Below are 18919 nucleotides of genomic sequence, written 5' to 3'. Positions count from 1 at the left end.
AATCAACACGGCATTGATAGAATACGGACAAGTTGATTCTCAAGATGAGATTGATTTATGCAACCAGCTTTCGGCCAGCCAACCTTTGGCCCCAGTTCTCCCCTTGCACCAGCTTTTATTCCATCATCTGTTTATGCTCTGCCCGACCTGGATGCATTAGAAGAAATCAGCACAGGCCAACAGGGCGGATTTATCTATGCCCGAGATAATCATCCCAATGCAGTACAACTGGAATCAGAACTCACTCGATTGGAAAATGCCGCGGGTTCCGTCGTTTGCACCAACGGAATGGCAGCTATCGCAGCAGTCGCCATGGCAACACTGACACATGACAGCCAGGTACTTGCAAGTCATTTTCTCTACGGACGAACCACGCAGCTATTCCTTCAGGAACTGACTCGCTTTCAGGTTTCAGTTACTGGAGTAGATACCAATGACCTTTCTGCTGTTGCCGAAGCGTTGCAGCAACGAGTAGATCATTCTCCCTGTCTGGTTGTGGTAGAAACGATTTCCAATCCATTGTTAACTATTGCGAATTTATCGAGCCTGGCACAATTTTGCCATCAGCATGATGCAACCCTGCTGGTAGATAATACTTTTGCCACTCCGGTGCTTTGTAGACCCATAGAGCTTGGCGCTGATTATGTGATTGAAAGCTTGACCAAGATGATTGGTGGGCATTCCGATATCACTTTAGGTGCTATTGCTGTTCGCCAAAGCGAAAAACTACCACGACTTCGGCAGGTTCGCAGCATCTGGGGATGGATGGGCGACCCATTTCCCTGCTGGCTATCCTTGCGTGGCTTGCCAACCTTGAAGCTTCGAGTCGAAGCATCGTGCGAGAATGCCAACAGGCTTGCTCGTTTTCTACAGGATCAATCGAGCATCAGTAAAGTGATTTACCCAGGTTTGCCTGAGCATCCTGACCATGAAATCGCCAAGCAGCTTTTGGGTGGTTACTATGGCAATATGCTCTGCTTCGAATTAAAAGGGGGTCGATCTGCGGTCAACGATTTCTTCCGTCGCTCGCCAGCACTGAAATTCTGCCCCTCACTGGGTGATTATGCTACCACCTGTAGTCATCCAGCCAGCACATCGCATCGCTATCTCGCTCCGGAAGAACGGGAACGGCAGGGTATCGCGGAAGGTCTGGTCAGATTGTCCGTGGGTATTGAACCCTGGAATGAGTTAACTGATGCGTTTCGACATGGTTTGGAGAATTGACAATGCAAGTCCTGCTTATTTCCTTGTTGCTGACATTCGGCGGCAAATATAACGAAGTGCTGAACATTGGCGATAAAGCTCCTGCCTGGGACGCTTTGCCGGGAATAGATGGCAAGAAACATTTCCTCGTAGATTGGAAAGACAAGCCATACCTTGTCATTGTCTTTACCTGTAACAGCTGCCCGTGTGCAAGGGATTATGAAGATCGCATCAAGGCATTTGCAGAGAAGCATAAGGAACAACTTGCAGTTATTGCTATCAACCCGAATCTCATTAAGGATGACAACCTTGATGCCATGAAGAAGCGGGCGACTGATCGAGGGTATAACTTTACTTATTTACATGATGAAACACAGAAAGTCGCAAAAGCCTATGGTGCAACCTACACTCCGGAATTCTTTCTACTCAACAGTGAACGCAAAATCGTTTACATGGGTGCCATGGATGACAAAGATGATCCAGATAAGGTAAAGGAACGATTCCTGGAAGATGCTCTTGCAGCAGTTCAATCTGGCAAGGCTCCGGCCAAGACTGAAACGCTGGCACGAGGTTGCATGGTACGATACAAGAGACGTTAGCGGGGTATTGATAAGTCTACACTGTGCGATTCGCCCTGGCCGAACTCAATGCCTGCATAAATATCTTTCATGGGAATGGCAACTTTCACCTTCTGCAAACTGAATTCTCCTGATTCATCCTTGAAAATGCGCATATCCCAATGATCTTCTGCCTGGCGAGTGAATCGTTGAATTTGCATTCTGTCTTGTGATACCAGGACATATTCCTCTAATGAACTCATGTTGCTGTATTCTTCAAACTTATCACCTCGATCAAAGCGTTCTGTGGATTCAGACAATACCTCAATGATCACTTTGGGATTGAGTAGCGTATCGAAAACATTGTCTTCAAATTGAGGCTTACCGCAAACGATGATAACATCGGGATAAAAATAGGAGTTGTTCCTGATAGATTTGACTCTCATATCATTCGGCAAGACAAAGCAGGCAGAACCTTGAAGACAAGCACTGATTCGAAAGATCAAATTAGCAAGAACTCTATTGTGCGAATATCGTGGCCCTGCCATGGCAAACATCTCGCCATGATAGAACTCACTTTTGAACTTAGCAGCTCTTTCGATGACCAAGTATTCATCTGGTGTTAAGCTGCGTTTAAGTGCAGCTGACATAACAACTCCTTGCTCTTGAACTATTCCACCAAATCTTGGTCAACAAAGCAAGATACCGGCTGCATTCTCGCTGCTGCCCTTCTCTGCCGTCACAGCCGGTACAGTTGGTACTGCTCTTGCAATAAGTGTGCCCCTCAGAACGGTTGCTGCCTCAAGAACCGGTGTCATGTGGTTCGATGATGAAACCATCAAACAACGCCCTGCGCTGTGTGATGAGAAGAACACGAACAAGCAGTAAGACTGCCTGAAGTCAACTGACCGGTAAGACAAGCGGGTTTGTTACTCCTGCCAAGGAAGGCAAACCAGAGAAAGCCGTCAAGTTGAGTGTTTTTCTCTCATCGTCGACAGGGAGTTTGGACGAAAAAACTAGCGAAGCGCCCTACCTGCGCTGTTTCTGCCTGACCTGGGCAGCGGTGCACGGGTGCCTCCTGAGAGTGGTTTCTCGCCCGAAGTCTTGTTCCCGCATAGGCTTCGATCAGGCTGAACCTTCCCGGGACGAGCGGTCTGATGTGGTACCCGCACCAGCCAGACAGGCTCGAGCAGAACCCAAGCGAACACGAGGTGTAGACAATGCGCAAGGTCTTTACCACGGGGCAAGTGGCCAAGATTTGCAAGGTGGCCCCACGCACCGTTTCCAAGTGGTTCGACTCCGGTCGGCTCCGTGGCTACCGTATTCCAGGCAGCCAGGATCGTCGCATTCCACGCGAAAACCTCATACGGTTCCTCAAAGAGCATGGCATGCCTTTGGGTGAACTCGAAGAAGAAGGCTGGCACAAGATCCTCATCATTGGTGCTGAGAAAGCCTTTATTGACAAAATGAAGAACCACCTCTCCGAAGAGGAAGAGTTCAAATTCGAAGTGGCGAACAGTGGTTTCGAAGCAGGAATCCAGGCCGAAAGCTTCCACCCTGACACCATTATCATCGATCTGGCCATGGGCCGCAGCGAAGGCATTCAGATTGCCCAGAACCTGCGTCGCAATGCTGCCTACGAAGAAACACTGATCCTGGCATTGGCTCTCGAAGATGAAGCCAATCCTGACAGCCTGAAGACCCAGGGTTTCAACGACGCCTTCAAGAAACCATTCGATGTCGCTCTGCTCGGCAAGCACATCCAGGGCATCGTCGACGAGAAACGGGCCAACCTGTAAGTGGTTCGGACCACCAGGGACGAAATTATCCCAGGGATGGGATCACAAGCGACGGCAATGAGGAAACTCTTGCCGTCGTTTATTTTTTGACGTTTGATAACTGCTTGCCTGCATTCCTCACGTGTCGCATGGCCAAACGGGAATGGTCAATCCGTTCCGATTTCAGTTGCAGTCGCCAGATACTTATCCAGTACAGCAATAGCCCTACCAGGACAAATAGCACACCGCTGCTGAATTGAAACAATGCTACTGACTGACTGTTTGAGTCATAGCCGAAACGATATCCACCAGGAGACAACAGAAATTCTGTTAACACAGCCCAATCGAGCATCAAAGGTGCAATGAACAATACCATGCGTTCAAAGGAAATATAGCCGCCAAAGGCAAAGGTAAATCCGCTCATCAACAGGAGCAGTACGGCATTGAGTGCCATCATGTTCCCCATCCACTTCACCGCATCGTAAAGCCAGCGTAGTCGGGGCATTTTGTAATAGGCAATAACACAGAAAATAGCCAGCAGTCCCAGACCCACAATCACGGGTATGCTTCGCGGATCGGTCAGGAACATCAGGATGGCAACCAGGTTTTCAACCGAGTTGCTTCTGCCAAAGAATGTATTTGCGATCAATGGTAAAAGATTCAACATGATCATAACCGTCAGTGCACTGAGCACGTTACGGATGGATGAATTACTGCTGAGCGAGAAGAAAGCTGAAAGAACTATGGTGAAACCCAGAAAACCAGCATTGGAAACGATGTAGCTAATTAATGGCAAATACGACCTTCCATATTGCTCAGCAAACGAAGAATAGGCACTTCGTGGGTTGGGTGAAAGAATATAGAATCCAATTAATATGATCATGCTGCTGACAAAATACCAGCGTGCACTTAGCCAACCGGCATAGATTCGGGAAAGCAATATATCCTGGATGCTGACGGGACTGGCCAACAGTGAATCCCAGGTGTCACGATCTTTTTCCACTGCAACACTGGAAGCCGTTCGCAAGATAGCAGCCAGATATCCAACAATCAGCAGGCTGAAGTGGATAAGACAGATGACAAAGACTGGTGTTCCATATAACCAGTTCCCCCTTGCAACTACAAAAACATGTAGACATGCTATACCCAGTATCCACACGAGCGAGATAATTCCCGTCAATATCAAGAGTTTCACCGGCGTGGATAAATGTTTCCACCAGAGCAGCCAGGCTGACCATCTCCAGGCGCTGCCTGATACATATCGTTCCTTCCAGTACAGTGGATATTCATCCCATACTGGCGGTTTGTGATAGGCTCGCACCAGCCTGTTGCGCGATACGGCCTTCTCCACCTGTTGGTGGTATCGCCTGCGAAGCGTGAAAATGGCAATCAGCAACAACAACGCCGACAGTACCAGGTGCTCCAGCATGCAGACGCCATACCACTGGATGGGTAAGCCCTCGATGGAACCAGATTTACTCAGTTCATCTCGTAACAGTAGACTGACATAGATTGGATTCAGAAGCAATGTATGTGTTACAAGCTTATGCAACACAGGTGCTAGCTGGCTGTCGAACCAGGAATAGAGCAGTGTCGAATTGCGAAGCAATAATAACAGATACCACACGCAACCCAAGATTAAGGCCACCAAAGCTGTGAGGATCAATGCTTGCCGACTGTTTTTAGAATAGACCGATATCAACAGAGTTAATGCAGTCAGCGATGCCAGGCAGCCTGTTGTTCCCATCAACATGCCGAGCATCAATTCCAATGACACGCCGCCAATCAGATGCACTAACGCTAGTACAGGCAGACCAGCCAAAACAAACTGAAACAGCAGCGCGAGCCTGGAAAAGTATTTTCCAATAACAATCTCGTAATTGGTCAGGTTTGATGCAAATAGGTAATCGAGCGTACCTCGCTGTTTCTCTTCCGCGATAGCGCCTGCCACATAAGCAGGACCAATGATAAGTAGAAAAATGAACTGCCCGATCATGTACAAATTGACAAACCGGCTGGCATAGTCGGAAAGGATTGTCGCCTGCTTCTTGCCGAAATACATCGGCAAGCTGGCATAACAGAGCATGAACAGGCTGAGGAGCAGGATGAGAAAAGTTATTCGCAGCAGAATAACTCTGGGCCGGCGCGAGTGGCTTCGCAGATCAGCAGTAAACACCGGCCCCAGCATATGGTTCCTCTTTTAAAGCCCATAGTGATAGTTTTTCAGTTTGGTGTCAAACAGGAAAGTGAAAAGTACCCAATCGGCCTCCTGCAGCGCCTCGTGCGCGCGTCTGGTTTCGTGGGGTTTTCGTTCAAATCCCACTGCATTGGTTCATCTTCTTCAGAATTGGAATTCTGAACCACTTCGGAAATCGGCCTCCTGCAGCACCTCGTGCGCGCGCCTGTTTTCATGGGGTTTCCGTACAAGTCACACTGCTTTGGTTGATCTCTTTCAGAATTGGAATTCTGAACCACACAACTTTGTTGAGACCATCTGAGACTCAAAGTGTCTTTTGAATTCCGGTTCATACAACGAAAGCTGATACTCGTATCCGATTCATCAAGTATAACAAGCCTCTGTGAGACGCAGTTTTGTTCCATGGAGCTTTCAATGCTTGTTCGTTTTTCCATCTGTCTGGTGCTTTCTGGTTTTGGATTTGCCCATTTGAATGCTCAGGAACAGAGCGTCAAGCCGGGGATCAATGACACATTTCGCAATCCGAATGTCAAGGAGTTTGTTGAACGGTTCGAAGGCGAAAGCCGGGAAATCTTCGATAAACGCAATGCTGTCCTGAAGGCTTGCGATCTGAAGCCGGGTCAAGCGGTTGCTGATATTGGTGCAGGCACCGGATTGTACACCAGGCTGTTTGCACAAGCGGTGGGTGAGCAAGGCAAGGTCTATGCTGTTGATATTTCCCAGAAGTTTCTGGACTACATCAGGGAAACAGCCGACAAGCTGGGTTTCAAAAACATCAAAACCATTCTGGGTAAAGATGCTTCGCCAGAGCTGGCACCCAACAGTGTTGATGTGGTTTTCATCTGTGATACTTACCATCACTTTGAGTTCCCTTACAAGATCATGAAGGAAATCCATGCTGCGATGAAGCCTGGTGGAAAGCTGATCATCATTGATTTCATTCGCATCCCTGGTCAGAGCCGAGAGTGGGTACTCAACCATGTGCGGGCAGGTCAGGATCTGGTCGAAAAGGAAATTACGCAGGTTGGCTTCACCAAAAACGGCGAGCATAAGAACATCTTCAAAGAGAATTATTTCATCGTGTTTGAAAAGAACAAAGAGAAGGCATCAGGCAAGTAACCTGTTACTACGATCTTTTCAGAGATGCCGATGTCTCAATCGCCCCTCCAACCCGTGCGACAGTTTGGTTTCTGGTCAGCTCATTTTGTTGTGGTTTCCTGCATGGTGGGGGCAGGCATTCTCACAACCTCCGGCTTCACCCTGCAGGCGACAGGCAATCCCCAGGCATTATTGGTGCTCTGGGGCATCGGCGGGTTGATGGCACTAGCTGGAGCACTCACGGTTGCAGAACTGGCGACCATGCTTTCTCGTGCCGGTGGCGACTATCTTTATGTTCGACAAGCCTATGGTCGGGGTGCAGGATTCGTGTGTGGCTGGTCTACTTTTGTTCTTGGCTTTGCGGCACCAACAGCAGTGGTATCCACTACAGCCGCTAACTATGTGATGGCAGGTATTCCTGAGCAGTGGGTGCAACACTGGCCAGCCTGGCTGATGACGCATCGACATGCACTGGCTGCCAGCCTGCTGATTTCGTTGCTGACTGTCAATCATTGTTTCGGACATCGGCAAAGCACCCGAGCCCAGATCATTTCAACGCTGATCAAGCTCATCATTCTGGTGGGATTAGCTTCCATAGGCCTGTTCGCCGGTAGAGGCAATTGGGAACATTTTGCACAGGGTGGAATGCCTTCGGCAGAGCAATGGCCAGCACTGGGAGTTGGGCTTATTTACATTGGCTACGCCTATTCAGGCTGGAACGGAGCCAGTTACCTGGCGGGTGAGGTACCCAATCCACGGCGGCTGCTGCCTCGCGCACTGATCAGCGGCTGCCTGGCGGTTATCATGCTTTACCTGTTACTCAATGCGATGTTCATCTATGCACTTGATCCGGTGATGATGAAAACTGCACCGATGGATCAGGTAGCCAGAGTCGCCGAGCTAGCAGCTTCCCAGGCGTTTGGCGATCAGATTGCTACACCTCTTTCCGTCATACTCGGAATATCACTTATTGCCTCTGTCAGTGCCTATCTGCTGGCCGGGCCTCGTGTCATGTTTGCCATGGCCCAGGATGGACTTTTCTTTCGGAGCATGGGGGAATTGCACTCTCGCACTCAGGTCCCTGTCGCAGCGACATTGCTACAGGGATTATTAGCCATCGCCTTTCTCTGGTCGGGAACTTTCCTGCAATTGCTCGACTATACAACTGTGGGGCTGGCTGCGTTATCTGGGATGACGGTGGCCAGCATTTTCCCGCTTCGTCGCAAGTTGAAAGACACTGACGCATACCGTATGCCGTGGTATCCCCTGCCTCCACTCTTTTATCTGTTGTTGACCAGTTGGACGATTGTGCAGGCATTGCTCACCGAAGGAAAACGCTGGCCTACACTGCTTTCACTCGGGACTATTCTGGCAGGCACCTTGATTGGCTTCATCAACGCCTCTGCCAAACCTGCAAAGCTCGGACAATAGCTCGACCCCAGAATCAATTCGTGTTATCGTAAAACGGTTCACCAGGGTGGATGAATCATGTCTTCCGAACCGCAATCAGTTACCGGCAAAGGCGTGCTCAGGCTGGGCAACGCCAAGATCAACCTTGAAGTCACTATGACTACCAAGCCGGTGCGTTGCGTTTCCATGTTGCCGCTGTTTCAGCAGTTAACCAACATGATTGTTCAGGAAGGGGTCGAACAGATAGAAGCAACTGGAGAAAAGATCTCCTGCAAAAAAGGGTGTGGAGCCTGCTGCAGGCAACTGGTGCCGATTGCCGAACCAGAGGCATATCAACTACAGGCCCTGGTAGAGGCCATGCCAGAACCGAGACGTACTGAGATCAAAAAACGCTTCTCAGATGGCAGAGAAAAGTTAATCGAGGCGGGAGTGTTGGAGAAGGTGGAGACCCCGAGTGCCACCAACAAGGAAGAGGCAATTGCGTTAGGATTGAAGTATTTCCATACTGGTGTGCCCTGCCCGTTTCTGGAGGAGGAATCCTGTTCCATCCATCAGGATCGGCCGTTAGCCTGTCGCGAGTATCTGGTAGTCTCTTCTCCTGAACATTGTGCCAACCCTACCCGCGAGACGGTGCACTGTATCACGATCCCGGCACATGTTTCATCCGTTGTTAAACAGTTGTCGCATTCCCGCCCGGTACCCTGGCTGCCTTTGATATCAGCACTCGACTTTTCGGAGAAACATACAGATCAATCGCCCACACGGCCTGGGCCGGAGTGGTTTCAGGAAGTACTTCAACAGCTGAAGAACCACACTTCAGAAACACGTCAGTAAAATTATTTATCTTCATGATTGTCACAAAAGCAATCAGGTGACTACAGGCAGAACTCACCTTGACCCCGAAAGCGGACATGGGCATGGTGGAAGCATGAACGTACTCGCCATCGATATTGGAACGTCTTCGGTGAAGGCTGCTGTGCTGGATCAGGCTTCGGGACAGCCCGTTGGCCCGGTTGCCAAGTCTCAGTATGCCCTGCATCAGCCCGATGCAGATACCGCTGCCATTCTTCCTGATGAGCTTTGGACAGCCATTTCCCAGGCAGTGCATCATGCGGTTAATGGACAACAGGTGGAAGGAATTGGCATTTCCTGTCTGACCCCATGCCTGGTGTTGCTCGATCAGCGGGATCAACCTGTGTTGCCGTTTGTCACCCATCTTGACCGGCGAGCGCGGGCTACAGCCAAGATGCTGGATAGCCGCTGGGGCACCGAGATTCTGCGGGATACCGGCAATCGACCGCTGCCTGGCGGGATCAGTGCGGTGTTTTTCAAACACTGGGCCGATGCTCACCCGGAACTGGTCAGCCTGGTTCGCCGTTATCTGCATCTGAACAGTTGGCTGGGATTGAAGCTGACAGGTAATACTGCCTTTGATCCCGGCAACGCCTGCTTCACGGGACTCTGTGAATGGACCGACCTCACATGGTCGCCTGTCTGGGGTGAGCAGTTAGGTGTGAGGCCAGGCTGGCTTCCTGCCATTCTGCCTGGTAACACCACGCTGGGTGGATTGCGCGAAGAATGGGCGGTCGCATGGTCGCTACCTGCCGGCATTCCGGTGAAGCTGGGGTTGGCTGACACCAGCAGCGCTATCCTGGCCAGCGGCATGGAACGGGGTGATCTGCTTCACCTCGTGGGCACGACGCAGGTGCTCGCCATCTTGACCGATACGCCTCAGCCTTCGCCTCATCGATTGACCAGACACCTGGGCGTGGGGGAAAGTTACATTCATGTGACGCATAATCCCGTTGGTGGAGTGGCACTTGACTGGATTCATCAGCTATGTTTTGCCGATGTTCCTGAACCAGATTTCTATCGCTCGGTGATGGATGAGGCACTGCATCGAAATACCAGTGTGTCGCTGAACCCATCGTTTCTCGGCGGCGACCGCATGGAGATCGAAGAAAAGAAAGCCTGTCTGAACGGATTGACATTAAGTACGAATCGCATGGATCTGCTGGCGGCAGTATTGCAGGCGATGAAAGCCGGGCATCGGCAGGCGTGGAGTTATCTAGAACGGCAACAGCCACCAAGAAGAGTGTTTCTCAGTGGCGGTGGGGCCAGTGTAGTGAGGAAACTGTTGCCTGAATATCAGCAGGTTGAGGTAATCGAACTGGAGCAGGCATCGCTGCTCGGTATTGCGAAATTGTTTAGTTCCTGATCCGTCGATCACTCACGCTTTTCGCATGACCGGTAAGACCTTCGATGGCTGCTATGGTTTCTATCGAGTCTGCCATCTGATCCAAACCGGTTTGATCGAGTTTGACAATACTCATCGGTTTCAGGAAATCATTCGCGTTGAGGCCGTGAGCAAAACGGGCGGTACCTCCGGTGGGTAGTACATGCGATGGCCCGGCAGCATAATCACCCACTGCTACAGGAGTGTGCGGGCCCAGAAAAATGGCACCCGCATTGGTAATACGATCTGCATGTTCATCGCATTGTCTGGTCTGAATGTGCAGATGTTCTGGTGCAATGGAATTGGTCAGCGTGATGGCTTCATCTTCATCACGGGCAACAATGATGGCGCCGAACCGTTCCAGTGATTCATTGATCAATTCACTGCGGGACAATGAATTGAGATGATATTCCAGTTTCGTTTTCACCTGGTCAGCCAGTGAACTTGACCAGGTGATGAGCAGGCTGGCGCCGGGAGAATGCTCGGCTTGGGCAATCAGATCGAGTGCTACCAGAGAAGGATCAGCAGAATCATCGGCCAGTACCACCACTTCACTCGGCCCGGCAATGCTGTCAATGCCTACGTGGCCATACACATACTTCTTAGCCAGTGCGACAAAGAGGTTGCCTGGGCCAACTATCATATCGACAGCGGGTAAGAGTTGTCCCAAGCCATATGCCATCGAAGCAACCGCCTGGGCGCCACCGAGACGGTAAACTTCCTTCACCCCAAGTTCGTGGCACACCGCCAGCACGTTGGTATTGTTTGCACCAAAGCTGGTGGGTGGTGCGACGACGATGATCTCAGTAACTCCAGCGGCTTGGGCCGGTATCACACTCATCAGTAAGGTGGAAGGGTAGGCAGCAGCACCACCGGGCACACAGACACCAATGCGACGCAACGGCCTATATCGCAAGGTGATTTCGGTACCCGGCTTGGGTTCCAGGCGGGCATCGCGGTTGAGTATGCCCAGTTGGAAGGTGAGCACATTCTGCCGAATCTGCCTGACCGCTTTCAGGAACTCTGGACTTGCCTTGCGATGAGCTGCTTCCAGTTCACTGGCTGCCACGCTCAGATTGGATTCCGTCAGATCAAATCGGTCGAATGCCTTGGAGAAGTGTTGAGCCGAGGCAAAACCCTGTTGTCGAATAGCCTGACAGATCCGTTCGACACTACGGCTGGGGGACAAAGCTTCACCAAAGACCTGTTTCGTCAGTGCCTGCCCGCTCGCAGGAACAATTTCCCCATCGGGGGAAAGCTGATCACGAATCAACTGCAGGAATACAGCAGCATTGTCGCGGGAACAATCAATCTGTCTAATCGCCAGGGGCATGATACTCATTTCAGATTCATGGTATGCAGGTAGTATTATGGGTATAGATGCCTGAATGCCAGTTGATGCTGCCTAAGTAACTGTAATCATTTGCCAGCCACGTGGATAATTCAGAGAATGAACAGTGATACCGGAGTAATCAAGATGCTGACTGTGATTGCTTTACTGCTGATGCCCTGGAATGAGCCTGCTGCCGAGAACTGGCCGTTTTTCCGTGGCGATATCAACCAAACAGGTTACCTCGCCAAGGGTACATTGCCTGAAAAGCCAGAACTGCTCTGGAAAATCAATGTGCCCGAAGGAGTGGATTCTACCGCAGCCATCGTTGGTGACACTGCTTACCTGGGCACCATTGATGGACATCTGCTGGCGCTGTCCATGAAAGATGGCAGCACGAAGTGGAAATATTTCACCAAAGCGGTAACACTCAAGGCCTCTGCAGCAGTCATGAATGACATCGTTGTTATTGGCGATGGGGAAGGTATCGTTCATGCCCTGGATGCCAAGACTGGTGACAAGAAATGGACTTTCACCACGCAAGGCGAAATAGTTTCTTCCGCGAACATCACCGGCGATGGCAAAGTGCTGATCGGCTCCAACGATGAGCATCTCTACTGCCTTGACCTGAAAACCGGCGAGATGAAATGGAAGTACAAGATCGATGGCCCGATCAATGGTTCGCCGGGCATTGTCGATGGCATGACTTTTGTTGCGGGTTGCGATGGGGCATTGCACGTTGTCAAAATCAGTGACGGCACCAATGTGCACAAGGTGCCGATGGGTGGGCCATCGGGTGCATCGGCAGCTATCGAAGGGCAGAATATTTATGTAGGCAACATGGAACGTAGCTTCCTGTGCATCGACTGGAAAAAGGGAGAAGTGGTTTGGGAATATGAACCACCGCGTACTGCTTCCTTTTATTCCTCAGCGGCACTAGCTGAAGGCTTGGTGGTGGTGGGTGGACGTGACCGTAAGATTCACGCCATTCATATGAAGGATGGTAAAGGTGCCTGGGTATTTCAAACGCGTGGCCGGGTTGATTGCTCTCCGATAATCATAGGCCAGCGAATATACTGTCCCTCGGGCGATGGCAATCTTTACTGTCTTGATCTCAAGACTGGCAATAAACTCTGGCAGCATGCTCTCGGCGCATCGGTTACCGCATCGTGTGCGTACGGACAAGGCAAGCTCATCGTCGGCAACAATGATGGCGCCGTCTATTGTTTTGGCAGCAAGTAACAGGAGAGAACTATGAACCTGCCAACGGTGGAAGCCGGCAATCAGGAATCGACTGGGCTAGGCAATTACTTCATTGCGAACTACCCGCCGTTTTCTTACTGGAAGCCCGATTACCTGCCTGATGTGCATCAATTGCTGGCTCAGGAAGCAAAACCGGAAACGCCGCTCGGTTTGTACCTGCACATTCCGTTCTGCCGCAAGCGATGTAAGTTCTGCTACTTCCGCGTGTATACCGATAAGAATGCCCGTGATGTGGAAGCGTACGTTACCGGCTTAATGAAGGAACTCGAACTCTATGCAGCCACGAAATATATCGGCCAACGTCCACTGAACTACATATATTTTGGCGGTGGCACGCCTTCGTACTTGAGTGCCCGGCAGTTGACCGAGTTATTTGAAGGCATCAAATCCCGCATGAACTGGAGCAAGCCGGAAGAGGTCACCTTTGAATGCGAACCGGGCACGTTGCAACTGCCCAAGCTAGAAGCACTCAGACATCTCGGCGTTACCCGCCTGAGCTTGGGTATTGAAAACTTTCAGGATCGCATCCTCGAAATCAATGGGCGGGCTCACCGTTCGCCTGAAATCTACAAAGCTTATGGCTGGTGCAAAGACCTGGGATTCAACCAGATCAACATCGATCTGATTGCAGGCATGGTGGGTGAAACGTGGGACAACTGGAAGGACTGCATCAGCAAAGTCATCGATCTGTCGCCCGAAAGCGTCACGATCTACCAGATGGAGTTGCCCTATAACACTGTTTTCTCCAAGGAGATGCACAAGCCTGATGCGGAAGGCGTGCCCGACTTTGCCGACTGGCCCACCAAGCGAGCCTGGATGCAGTATGCTGTCGATGAACTGAAACAGCATGGCTACGATCAATCGTCGGCCTACACGATGGTCAAGCGGAATGCGGGTGTGTCGTTTGTGTATCGCGATGCACTCTGGCATGGGGCAGATCTCTTAGGCACCGGTGTCGCCAGCTTCGGGCATCTGGGTGGCCTGCATGTGCAGAACCTGGATGCTTGGGATACTTATCTTTCAGCACTGGAATCAGGCAAGTTGCCTTTCTCCCGTGCGTTCAAATTGAATCCCGATGAGGCGCTGATCCGTGAACTGGTGCTGCAGTTGAAGACAGGCCACGTGGAGAGGCAATACTTCGAACAGAAATTTGGCGTCAACATCATGGATCGCTTCAAGGAACCCATCACAGAACTCAGCCAGCAGGGTTTCTTGCAGCAACGCAACGGCACCCTGGCCCTGACTAGTCAGGGATATTTGCAGATTGACAAGCAGCTGCCTGCGTTCTTTTTGCCGAAGCACCGGGGGGTGCGGTATACGTAGCTCGGGAACAGCACTGCTTAACGAGTACGTGAAGCAGTGGCACGGCTTTCGCGTGCCTTTTTGGTTTCTGTTCTGATAGCCGCTCATCGCCGTGTCATCTCGCAGAGCGAGATGAGTACAAGCTGGCATTGGGGGAAACGCGGTTACGTTGTATACTGAAATAATCATTTGAACTTTGTCGTATTGAGTTGTTCATTTTATGTTCGTAGTGTCTGAAAATTCTTCGCCTGCGGTTGAGATCAAGCAGTTTGCTGATTTACCTCTTCGTCCCGCATTGTTACAAGTCATTGAGCATGTGGGATACAAAGTGCCCAGCCCCATCCAGGCTCGGTTCATCCCCGCTGCGCTCACCGGCAAGGACATCATTGGCAAAGCTCAGACGGGCACCGGCAAAACCTGTGCGTTTCTGCTGCCCATCATTCAAAATCTGGATCCCAAGCTGCCCGGCCCGCAAGTCATCATCCTTTCACCCACCCGCGAACTGACGCAACAGATTGCGGAAGAAGCAGTCAGGTTCTGTAAGCCACTCGGCATACCGACCGTTGCCATTATGGGAGGCGAACGGTTTGATCGCCAGATTCGCGGCCTGCAGGAAGGGGCACAACTGGTGATTGGCACGCCGGGTCGCATTATCGATCTGCAGCGGCGAGGCAGTCTGCAGCTTGGTAACATTCGTTTCGTGGTGCTGGATGAAGCAGACCGCATGCTCGACATCGGCTTCCGGCCTGATATCGAACGCATTCTCCGCAATACTCCCAGCGATCGCCAAACACTGTTGCTTTCGGCCACGCTGCCCGACAGTGTCATGCGGCTGGCACTGCGATACATGGATCAGCCTCATACCGTGGATGTCAGCGCTGAGAAATTGACCGTTGATAAAATCAGGCAGACATTCTTCACCGTCGATGAAGATCGCAAGTTTACTTTGCTAAAACATGTTCTGGTGCGTGAACAACCCAAGCAGTGCATCATCTTCACTGCCACCAAGCGGGGAGCGGACAAGCTCTTTCGAATGCTTTCCAAGAGCAACCTGAAGAACCGGCTGGGTGTGTTGCATGGTGATTTAGCACAGGGGCTTCGCAAGAACATCATGGGTCGCTTTCGGACCGGTGAAATCCGTGTGCTGGTGGCAACCGATGTTGTCAGCAGGGGTATTGATGTGACAGGCATCTCGCACATCATCAACTATGATTTGCCGGAAGACCCGGAGAGCTATGTGCATCGCATTGGCCGAACAGGCCGTATGGGGAAAGATGGAGTTGCCATCGCCTTTATTGTGCCCGGTGAAGGAAAGCAGCTTACTTCCATTGAGATGCTGATGAACACGCTCGTGGAGGAAGATTTCATACCCGGCTTTGAAGCGGTACGTCCGAGGGAACAACGCCGGGCGGCACAGTGAATATAGCATTGCACTAGACGCTCATCGCCGGGTCATCACTCGGAGATTGATGGCTACAAACTTATTTGACTAAGCCTAGTTTTCAGCCTATTCTGTAATCGCCCCGTCTGCGATTCGTTTCTGAATCAACTGTCCACACTTTCAACAGATTATTCTGCATCGACATCATTTTGTGTCGATGAAATATGTTCTTTCAGGAATGGTTCTATGAAGCCTCGCCGAACAACCTTACTCAACCTGGAAGTGCTTGAAGCCCGCGACATGCCAGCGGTGTATTACGTTGCTCCCACGGGAAATAACGGGAACAATGGCAGTTCTTCAACACCCTGGTTGACACTGCAGCATGCTGCCAATGTGGTACAGGCGGGAGATACCGTCATTGTGCGGGCTGGTGATTATGTCGGTTTTCACTTAACTCGTGATGGCACCGCCAGCCAGCGGATCACTTTCAGTGCTGAGCCGGGAGTTCGCGTCGTAACACGCAATGCCACGACTCCCGATGGTATCAACCTGGAAGGCGCTGATTACATCACCATCGAAGGGTTCACGGTTATCAATCAGCCGCGCACGGGCATCCGCAGCGTTCTCAACAATCATGTCATTATCCGCAATAATGTTGCACATAACAACAATACCTGGGGCATACTCACCGGCTACAGTGATGACTTGCTGATTGAAAACAACCAGACCAGTGGTTCACTCGTTGAACATGGAATTTATGTCAGCAACAGCAGTGTGCGGCCGACCATTCGCAACAACCTCATCTTCAATAACAATGCCAATGGAATACACCTCAATGGCGATGCAGTCATCGGCGGTGGCAATGGACTGATCATGGATGCGCTGATTGAAAATAATGTCATCTACAACAATGGCGTGGGTGGAGGTTCAGGCATCAATGGCGATGGCCTGGTTAATTCTGTCATTCGTAACAACCTGATTTACAACACGCATGCCAGCGGCATTTCGCTGTATCGCATTGATGGTGGAGCACCCTCTACCAACAACCTGGTGGTGAACAATACGGTGCTGGTGGCATCCGATGGCCGCTGGGCGATGAACATTTCCAATGGAAGCACCGGCAACACGCTGCGGAACAACATCTTCTATAGTGCACACAGTTTCCGTGGATCGATTACCATTTCCGCTGACAGCCTGCTGGGTTTCACCAGCGATTACAATGTTACGATGAACCGGTTTTCCATTAATGGTGGAAGCACGGTGATTACGCAAAGCGCCTGGCAATCCAATACTGGTCAGGATACGCACTCGTTCCTTTCGACGCCCGGGGCATTGTTCCTCAATGTCGGTATTAACGATTACCGGCTGTCTCTAACCAGTGTGGCAAAGGACAGTGGCATCTTGAGCTTTGCACCGCCGAGCGATATTGTCGGAGCAAGTCGCCCCAGTGGAGCAGGTGTAGATATTGGCGCTTTTGAAGGCTATTCCAAGCGGAAACTGAAGCAGCCTGCGAACCTTGGTGGGGGTGGATCCGCCATGATGTTATCGAGCGGTGACAATCAAACTTCCCGGAATCGCCTTGAATTTGCTTCGACGCTGAACAGGCAATTACAGCAAGCCAGACAATTGCAGGCCAAACAGGGTACACTCGGCAAATGGTCCAGTGCTGAAATCATGACTGCACTGATGAAATTAAAAGATGATAGAAGGACATCCCAGCAATCAGTAGATGCACTATTTGCGAGTGTCAGTGAAAGTTAACTGAATTATCTCACGGATAATCAAATCCGCCGGGGTGCCAGGGATGGCATTTGCAGAGTCGCCAGAGGCCTTTGCCGGTGCCACGAATCGGGCCGTGCTTCTGAATAGCCATGATCATGTACCGGCTGCAACTGGGGTAAAAGCGACACTGGCCGCCAAAGATCGGACTGAGTACGAGTTGGTAGGCTCGTACTAAAAGAATCAGCAGGAATGATAGCCCGTTCGACAGCCAGCGCATGCTCAGTTAGCCCGCAAAAATTAACAATGCGGTGAATTGGCACGGTGAGCGCAGGTACACGCAAACCGTGGCACCCATCAGCATGACTTCACATGCGTGGGCACCTTGTAGTCTAAGAAACGATTACCGAGAATGAAGTAGCCCTGACAAACATCAGGGCTTCGCTTGGCATTTTGACCAACCGCGATTGACGTTCACCGCCGGGTCATCACTCGGAGAGTGATGACTACAAACTGTCAGTCATTGATTTCGATCTTGGCGTCGCGGCGTTGCTGCAGGATGATGGCTACCTTCAACTCATCGGCATACACATCTCTGACTGATTCCTTGACTTCATCGTAAGTGCTGGTTTTGCCAGGCTGGAAATCTGCTACCTGAATGATGTGCAAGCCATAATCGGTACGCACCAGTCCGCTGACTTCGCCTTTCTTCATGCTGGATGCAGTTCGGATGAACTGATCGGGATCAGCCTTGCGTGGTGGGAACCAGCCGAGATCTCCGCCCCGTTCAGCGCTGGTCTTGTCGTGTGAATACTGTTTAGCCAAGCCTGCAAAGTCAGCGCCTTTGAGAAGATTCAGTCTCACGTTTTCCATTGCCTGCTTGCCTGCAGCTTCAGCCTGAGCATTGCCGGGCGGGATCGTATAAACAATGTGTGAGACGCGAATCCTGGCTCCGTCGAACATGTCCTTGTTGTCTTCATAGTATTTTTTGAGGTCATCGTGGGAAATGCGTTTGGACAGGAACAGCTGCCACTGAGTTTCTGCGGAAATGCCGGAGCGGAGTTTTTCGTCGTTGAGCCCTGTTTCGCGGTAGTAATCAGCCAGTGTTTTCTTGTTGGCACGCAGTGCTGTTTCGAGTTGTGTCAATTTCTGCTGAATATCGGCGGCGCTGGGTGGTGGAACCTGTTTGTTGAGATACTGTCGAAGCAGAACATCATCAATCATCAGTGCCAGCACCTGCATGGCAGCGCCTTTTTTCGCCTCGGCACTGATATTGGGCGGTGGAGGCGGCAAACGCTTTACTGCTGCTTCCCATTCATCACGATCAATCGCCTGGCCATTGACCACTGCAATAGGTTTGGCTTTGAACAATTGAGCTTGAACCTGGCTGGCGAACAGCGACAGAACAGCCAACACCATGCCATGTAACACAACTATACGCATGA

Annotated in this window: 16 protein-coding genes; 11 read left to right on the top strand and 5 right to left on the bottom strand. The window is 51.0% G+C overall.

Annotation, left to right across the window (positions count from 1 at the left end):
• Positions 1-57: 57 nt before the first annotated feature.
• On the top strand, positions 58-1224 hold the full coding sequence (locus tag JNJ77_18000) for an aminotransferase class I/II-fold pyridoxal phosphate-dependent enzyme (GenBank protein ID MBL8824486.1): 1167 nt from the start codon (positions 58-60) through the stop codon (positions 1222-1224).
• Between the two features lie 2 nt (positions 1225-1226).
• On the top strand, positions 1227-1802 hold the full coding sequence (locus JNJ77_17995) for a thioredoxin family protein (GenBank protein ID MBL8824485.1): 576 nt from the start codon (positions 1227-1229) through the stop codon (positions 1800-1802).
• On the opposite strand, the gene JNJ77_17990 is transcribed toward JNJ77_17995, so the two are convergent.
• The gene (locus tag JNJ77_17990; GenBank protein ID MBL8824484.1) at positions 1799-2410 is read right to left on the bottom strand and encodes a Uma2 family endonuclease; all 612 of its coding nucleotides are present in this window, start codon (positions 2408-2410) and stop codon (positions 1799-1801) included. The two genes, JNJ77_17995 and JNJ77_17990, sit on opposite strands and share 4 nt — an antisense overlap.
• Positions 2411-2980: 570 nt before the next feature.
• Between JNJ77_17990 and JNJ77_17985 the strand changes: the two genes are divergently transcribed.
• Positions 2981-3559, top strand: a complete 579-nt coding sequence (locus JNJ77_17985) for a response regulator (GenBank protein ID MBL8824483.1) — start codon at positions 2981-2983, stop codon at positions 3557-3559.
• 79 nt (positions 3560-3638) lie between these two features.
• On the opposite strand, the gene JNJ77_17980 is transcribed toward JNJ77_17985, so the two are convergent.
• The gene (locus JNJ77_17980; GenBank protein ID MBL8824482.1) at positions 3639-5726 is read right to left on the bottom strand and encodes an ABC transporter permease subunit; all 2088 of its coding nucleotides are present in this window, start codon (positions 5724-5726) and stop codon (positions 3639-3641) included.
• A 411-nt stretch (positions 5727-6137) separates the two neighbouring features.
• Between JNJ77_17980 and JNJ77_17975 the strand changes: the two genes are divergently transcribed.
• From JNJ77_17975 to JNJ77_17960, 4 genes are all read left to right on the top strand, one after another.
• Positions 6138-6854, top strand: coding sequence for a class I SAM-dependent methyltransferase (locus JNJ77_17975; protein ID MBL8824481.1), 717 nt, complete (start codon positions 6138-6140; stop codon positions 6852-6854).
• Between the two features lie 30 nt (positions 6855-6884).
• Entirely contained in the window at positions 6885-8264 is a 1380-nt protein-coding gene (locus tag JNJ77_17970) for an amino acid permease (GenBank protein MBL8824480.1), read from the top strand.
• A 57-nt stretch (positions 8265-8321) separates the two neighbouring features.
• Positions 8322-9077: a YkgJ family cysteine cluster protein gene (locus JNJ77_17965; protein MBL8824479.1), complete on the top strand. Its 756-nt coding sequence runs from the start codon at positions 8322-8324 to the stop codon at positions 9075-9077.
• Between the two features lie 94 nt (positions 9078-9171).
• On the top strand, positions 9172-10461 hold the full coding sequence (locus JNJ77_17960) for an FGGY-family carbohydrate kinase (protein ID MBL8824478.1): 1290 nt from the start codon (positions 9172-9174) through the stop codon (positions 10459-10461).
• Here the strand turns inward: JNJ77_17960 and hisD are convergent.
• The gene (gene hisD, locus JNJ77_17955; protein ID MBL8824477.1) at positions 10451-11821 is read right to left on the bottom strand and encodes a histidinol dehydrogenase; all 1371 of its coding nucleotides are present in this window, start codon (positions 11819-11821) and stop codon (positions 10451-10453) included. The genes JNJ77_17960 and hisD overlap by 11 nt on opposite strands.
• Positions 11822-11929: 108 nt before the next feature.
• On the opposite strand from hisD, the gene JNJ77_17950 reads away from it, so the two are divergent.
• The 4 genes from JNJ77_17950 to JNJ77_17935 all read left to right on the top strand — a co-directional run bounded on the left by JNJ77_17950 (position 11930) and on the right by JNJ77_17935 (position 17516).
• The gene (locus JNJ77_17950; GenBank protein MBL8824476.1) at positions 11930-13051 is read left to right on the top strand and encodes a PQQ-binding-like beta-propeller repeat protein; all 1122 of its coding nucleotides are present in this window, start codon (positions 11930-11932) and stop codon (positions 13049-13051) included.
• Between the two features lie 12 nt (positions 13052-13063).
• On the top strand, positions 13064-14395 hold the full coding sequence (locus tag JNJ77_17945) for a coproporphyrinogen III oxidase family protein (GenBank protein ID MBL8824475.1): 1332 nt from the start codon (positions 13064-13066) through the stop codon (positions 14393-14395).
• Between the two features lie 199 nt (positions 14396-14594).
• The gene (locus tag JNJ77_17940; GenBank protein ID MBL8824474.1) at positions 14595-15794 is read left to right on the top strand and encodes a DEAD/DEAH box helicase; all 1200 of its coding nucleotides are present in this window, start codon (positions 14595-14597) and stop codon (positions 15792-15794) included.
• Positions 15795-16001: 207 nt separating this feature from the next.
• The gene (locus JNJ77_17935; GenBank protein MBL8824473.1) at positions 16002-17516 is read left to right on the top strand and encodes a right-handed parallel beta-helix repeat-containing protein; all 1515 of its coding nucleotides are present in this window, start codon (positions 16002-16004) and stop codon (positions 17514-17516) included.
• A 10-nt stretch (positions 17517-17526) separates the two neighbouring features.
• Here JNJ77_17935 and yidD read toward each other — a convergent pair whose 3' ends face one another.
• The gene (yidD, locus tag JNJ77_17930) at positions 17527-17754 is read right to left on the bottom strand and encodes a membrane protein insertion efficiency factor YidD (GenBank protein ID MBL8824472.1); all 228 of its coding nucleotides are present in this window, start codon (positions 17752-17754) and stop codon (positions 17527-17529) included.
• A 236-nt stretch (positions 17755-17990) separates the two neighbouring features.
• Positions 17991-18917, bottom strand: a complete 927-nt coding sequence (locus JNJ77_17925) for a peptidylprolyl isomerase (protein MBL8824471.1) — start codon at positions 18915-18917, stop codon at positions 17991-17993.
• Positions 18918-18919: the final 2 nt, after the last annotated feature.

This window comes from Planctomycetia bacterium (assembly GCA_016795155.1).
Classification (GTDB): domain Bacteria; phylum Planctomycetota; class Planctomycetia; order Gemmatales; family HRBIN36; genus JAEUIE01.
The sequence above is the reverse complement of the archived record's forward strand: the minus strand, read 5'-3'. Positions and strand labels throughout refer to the sequence as shown.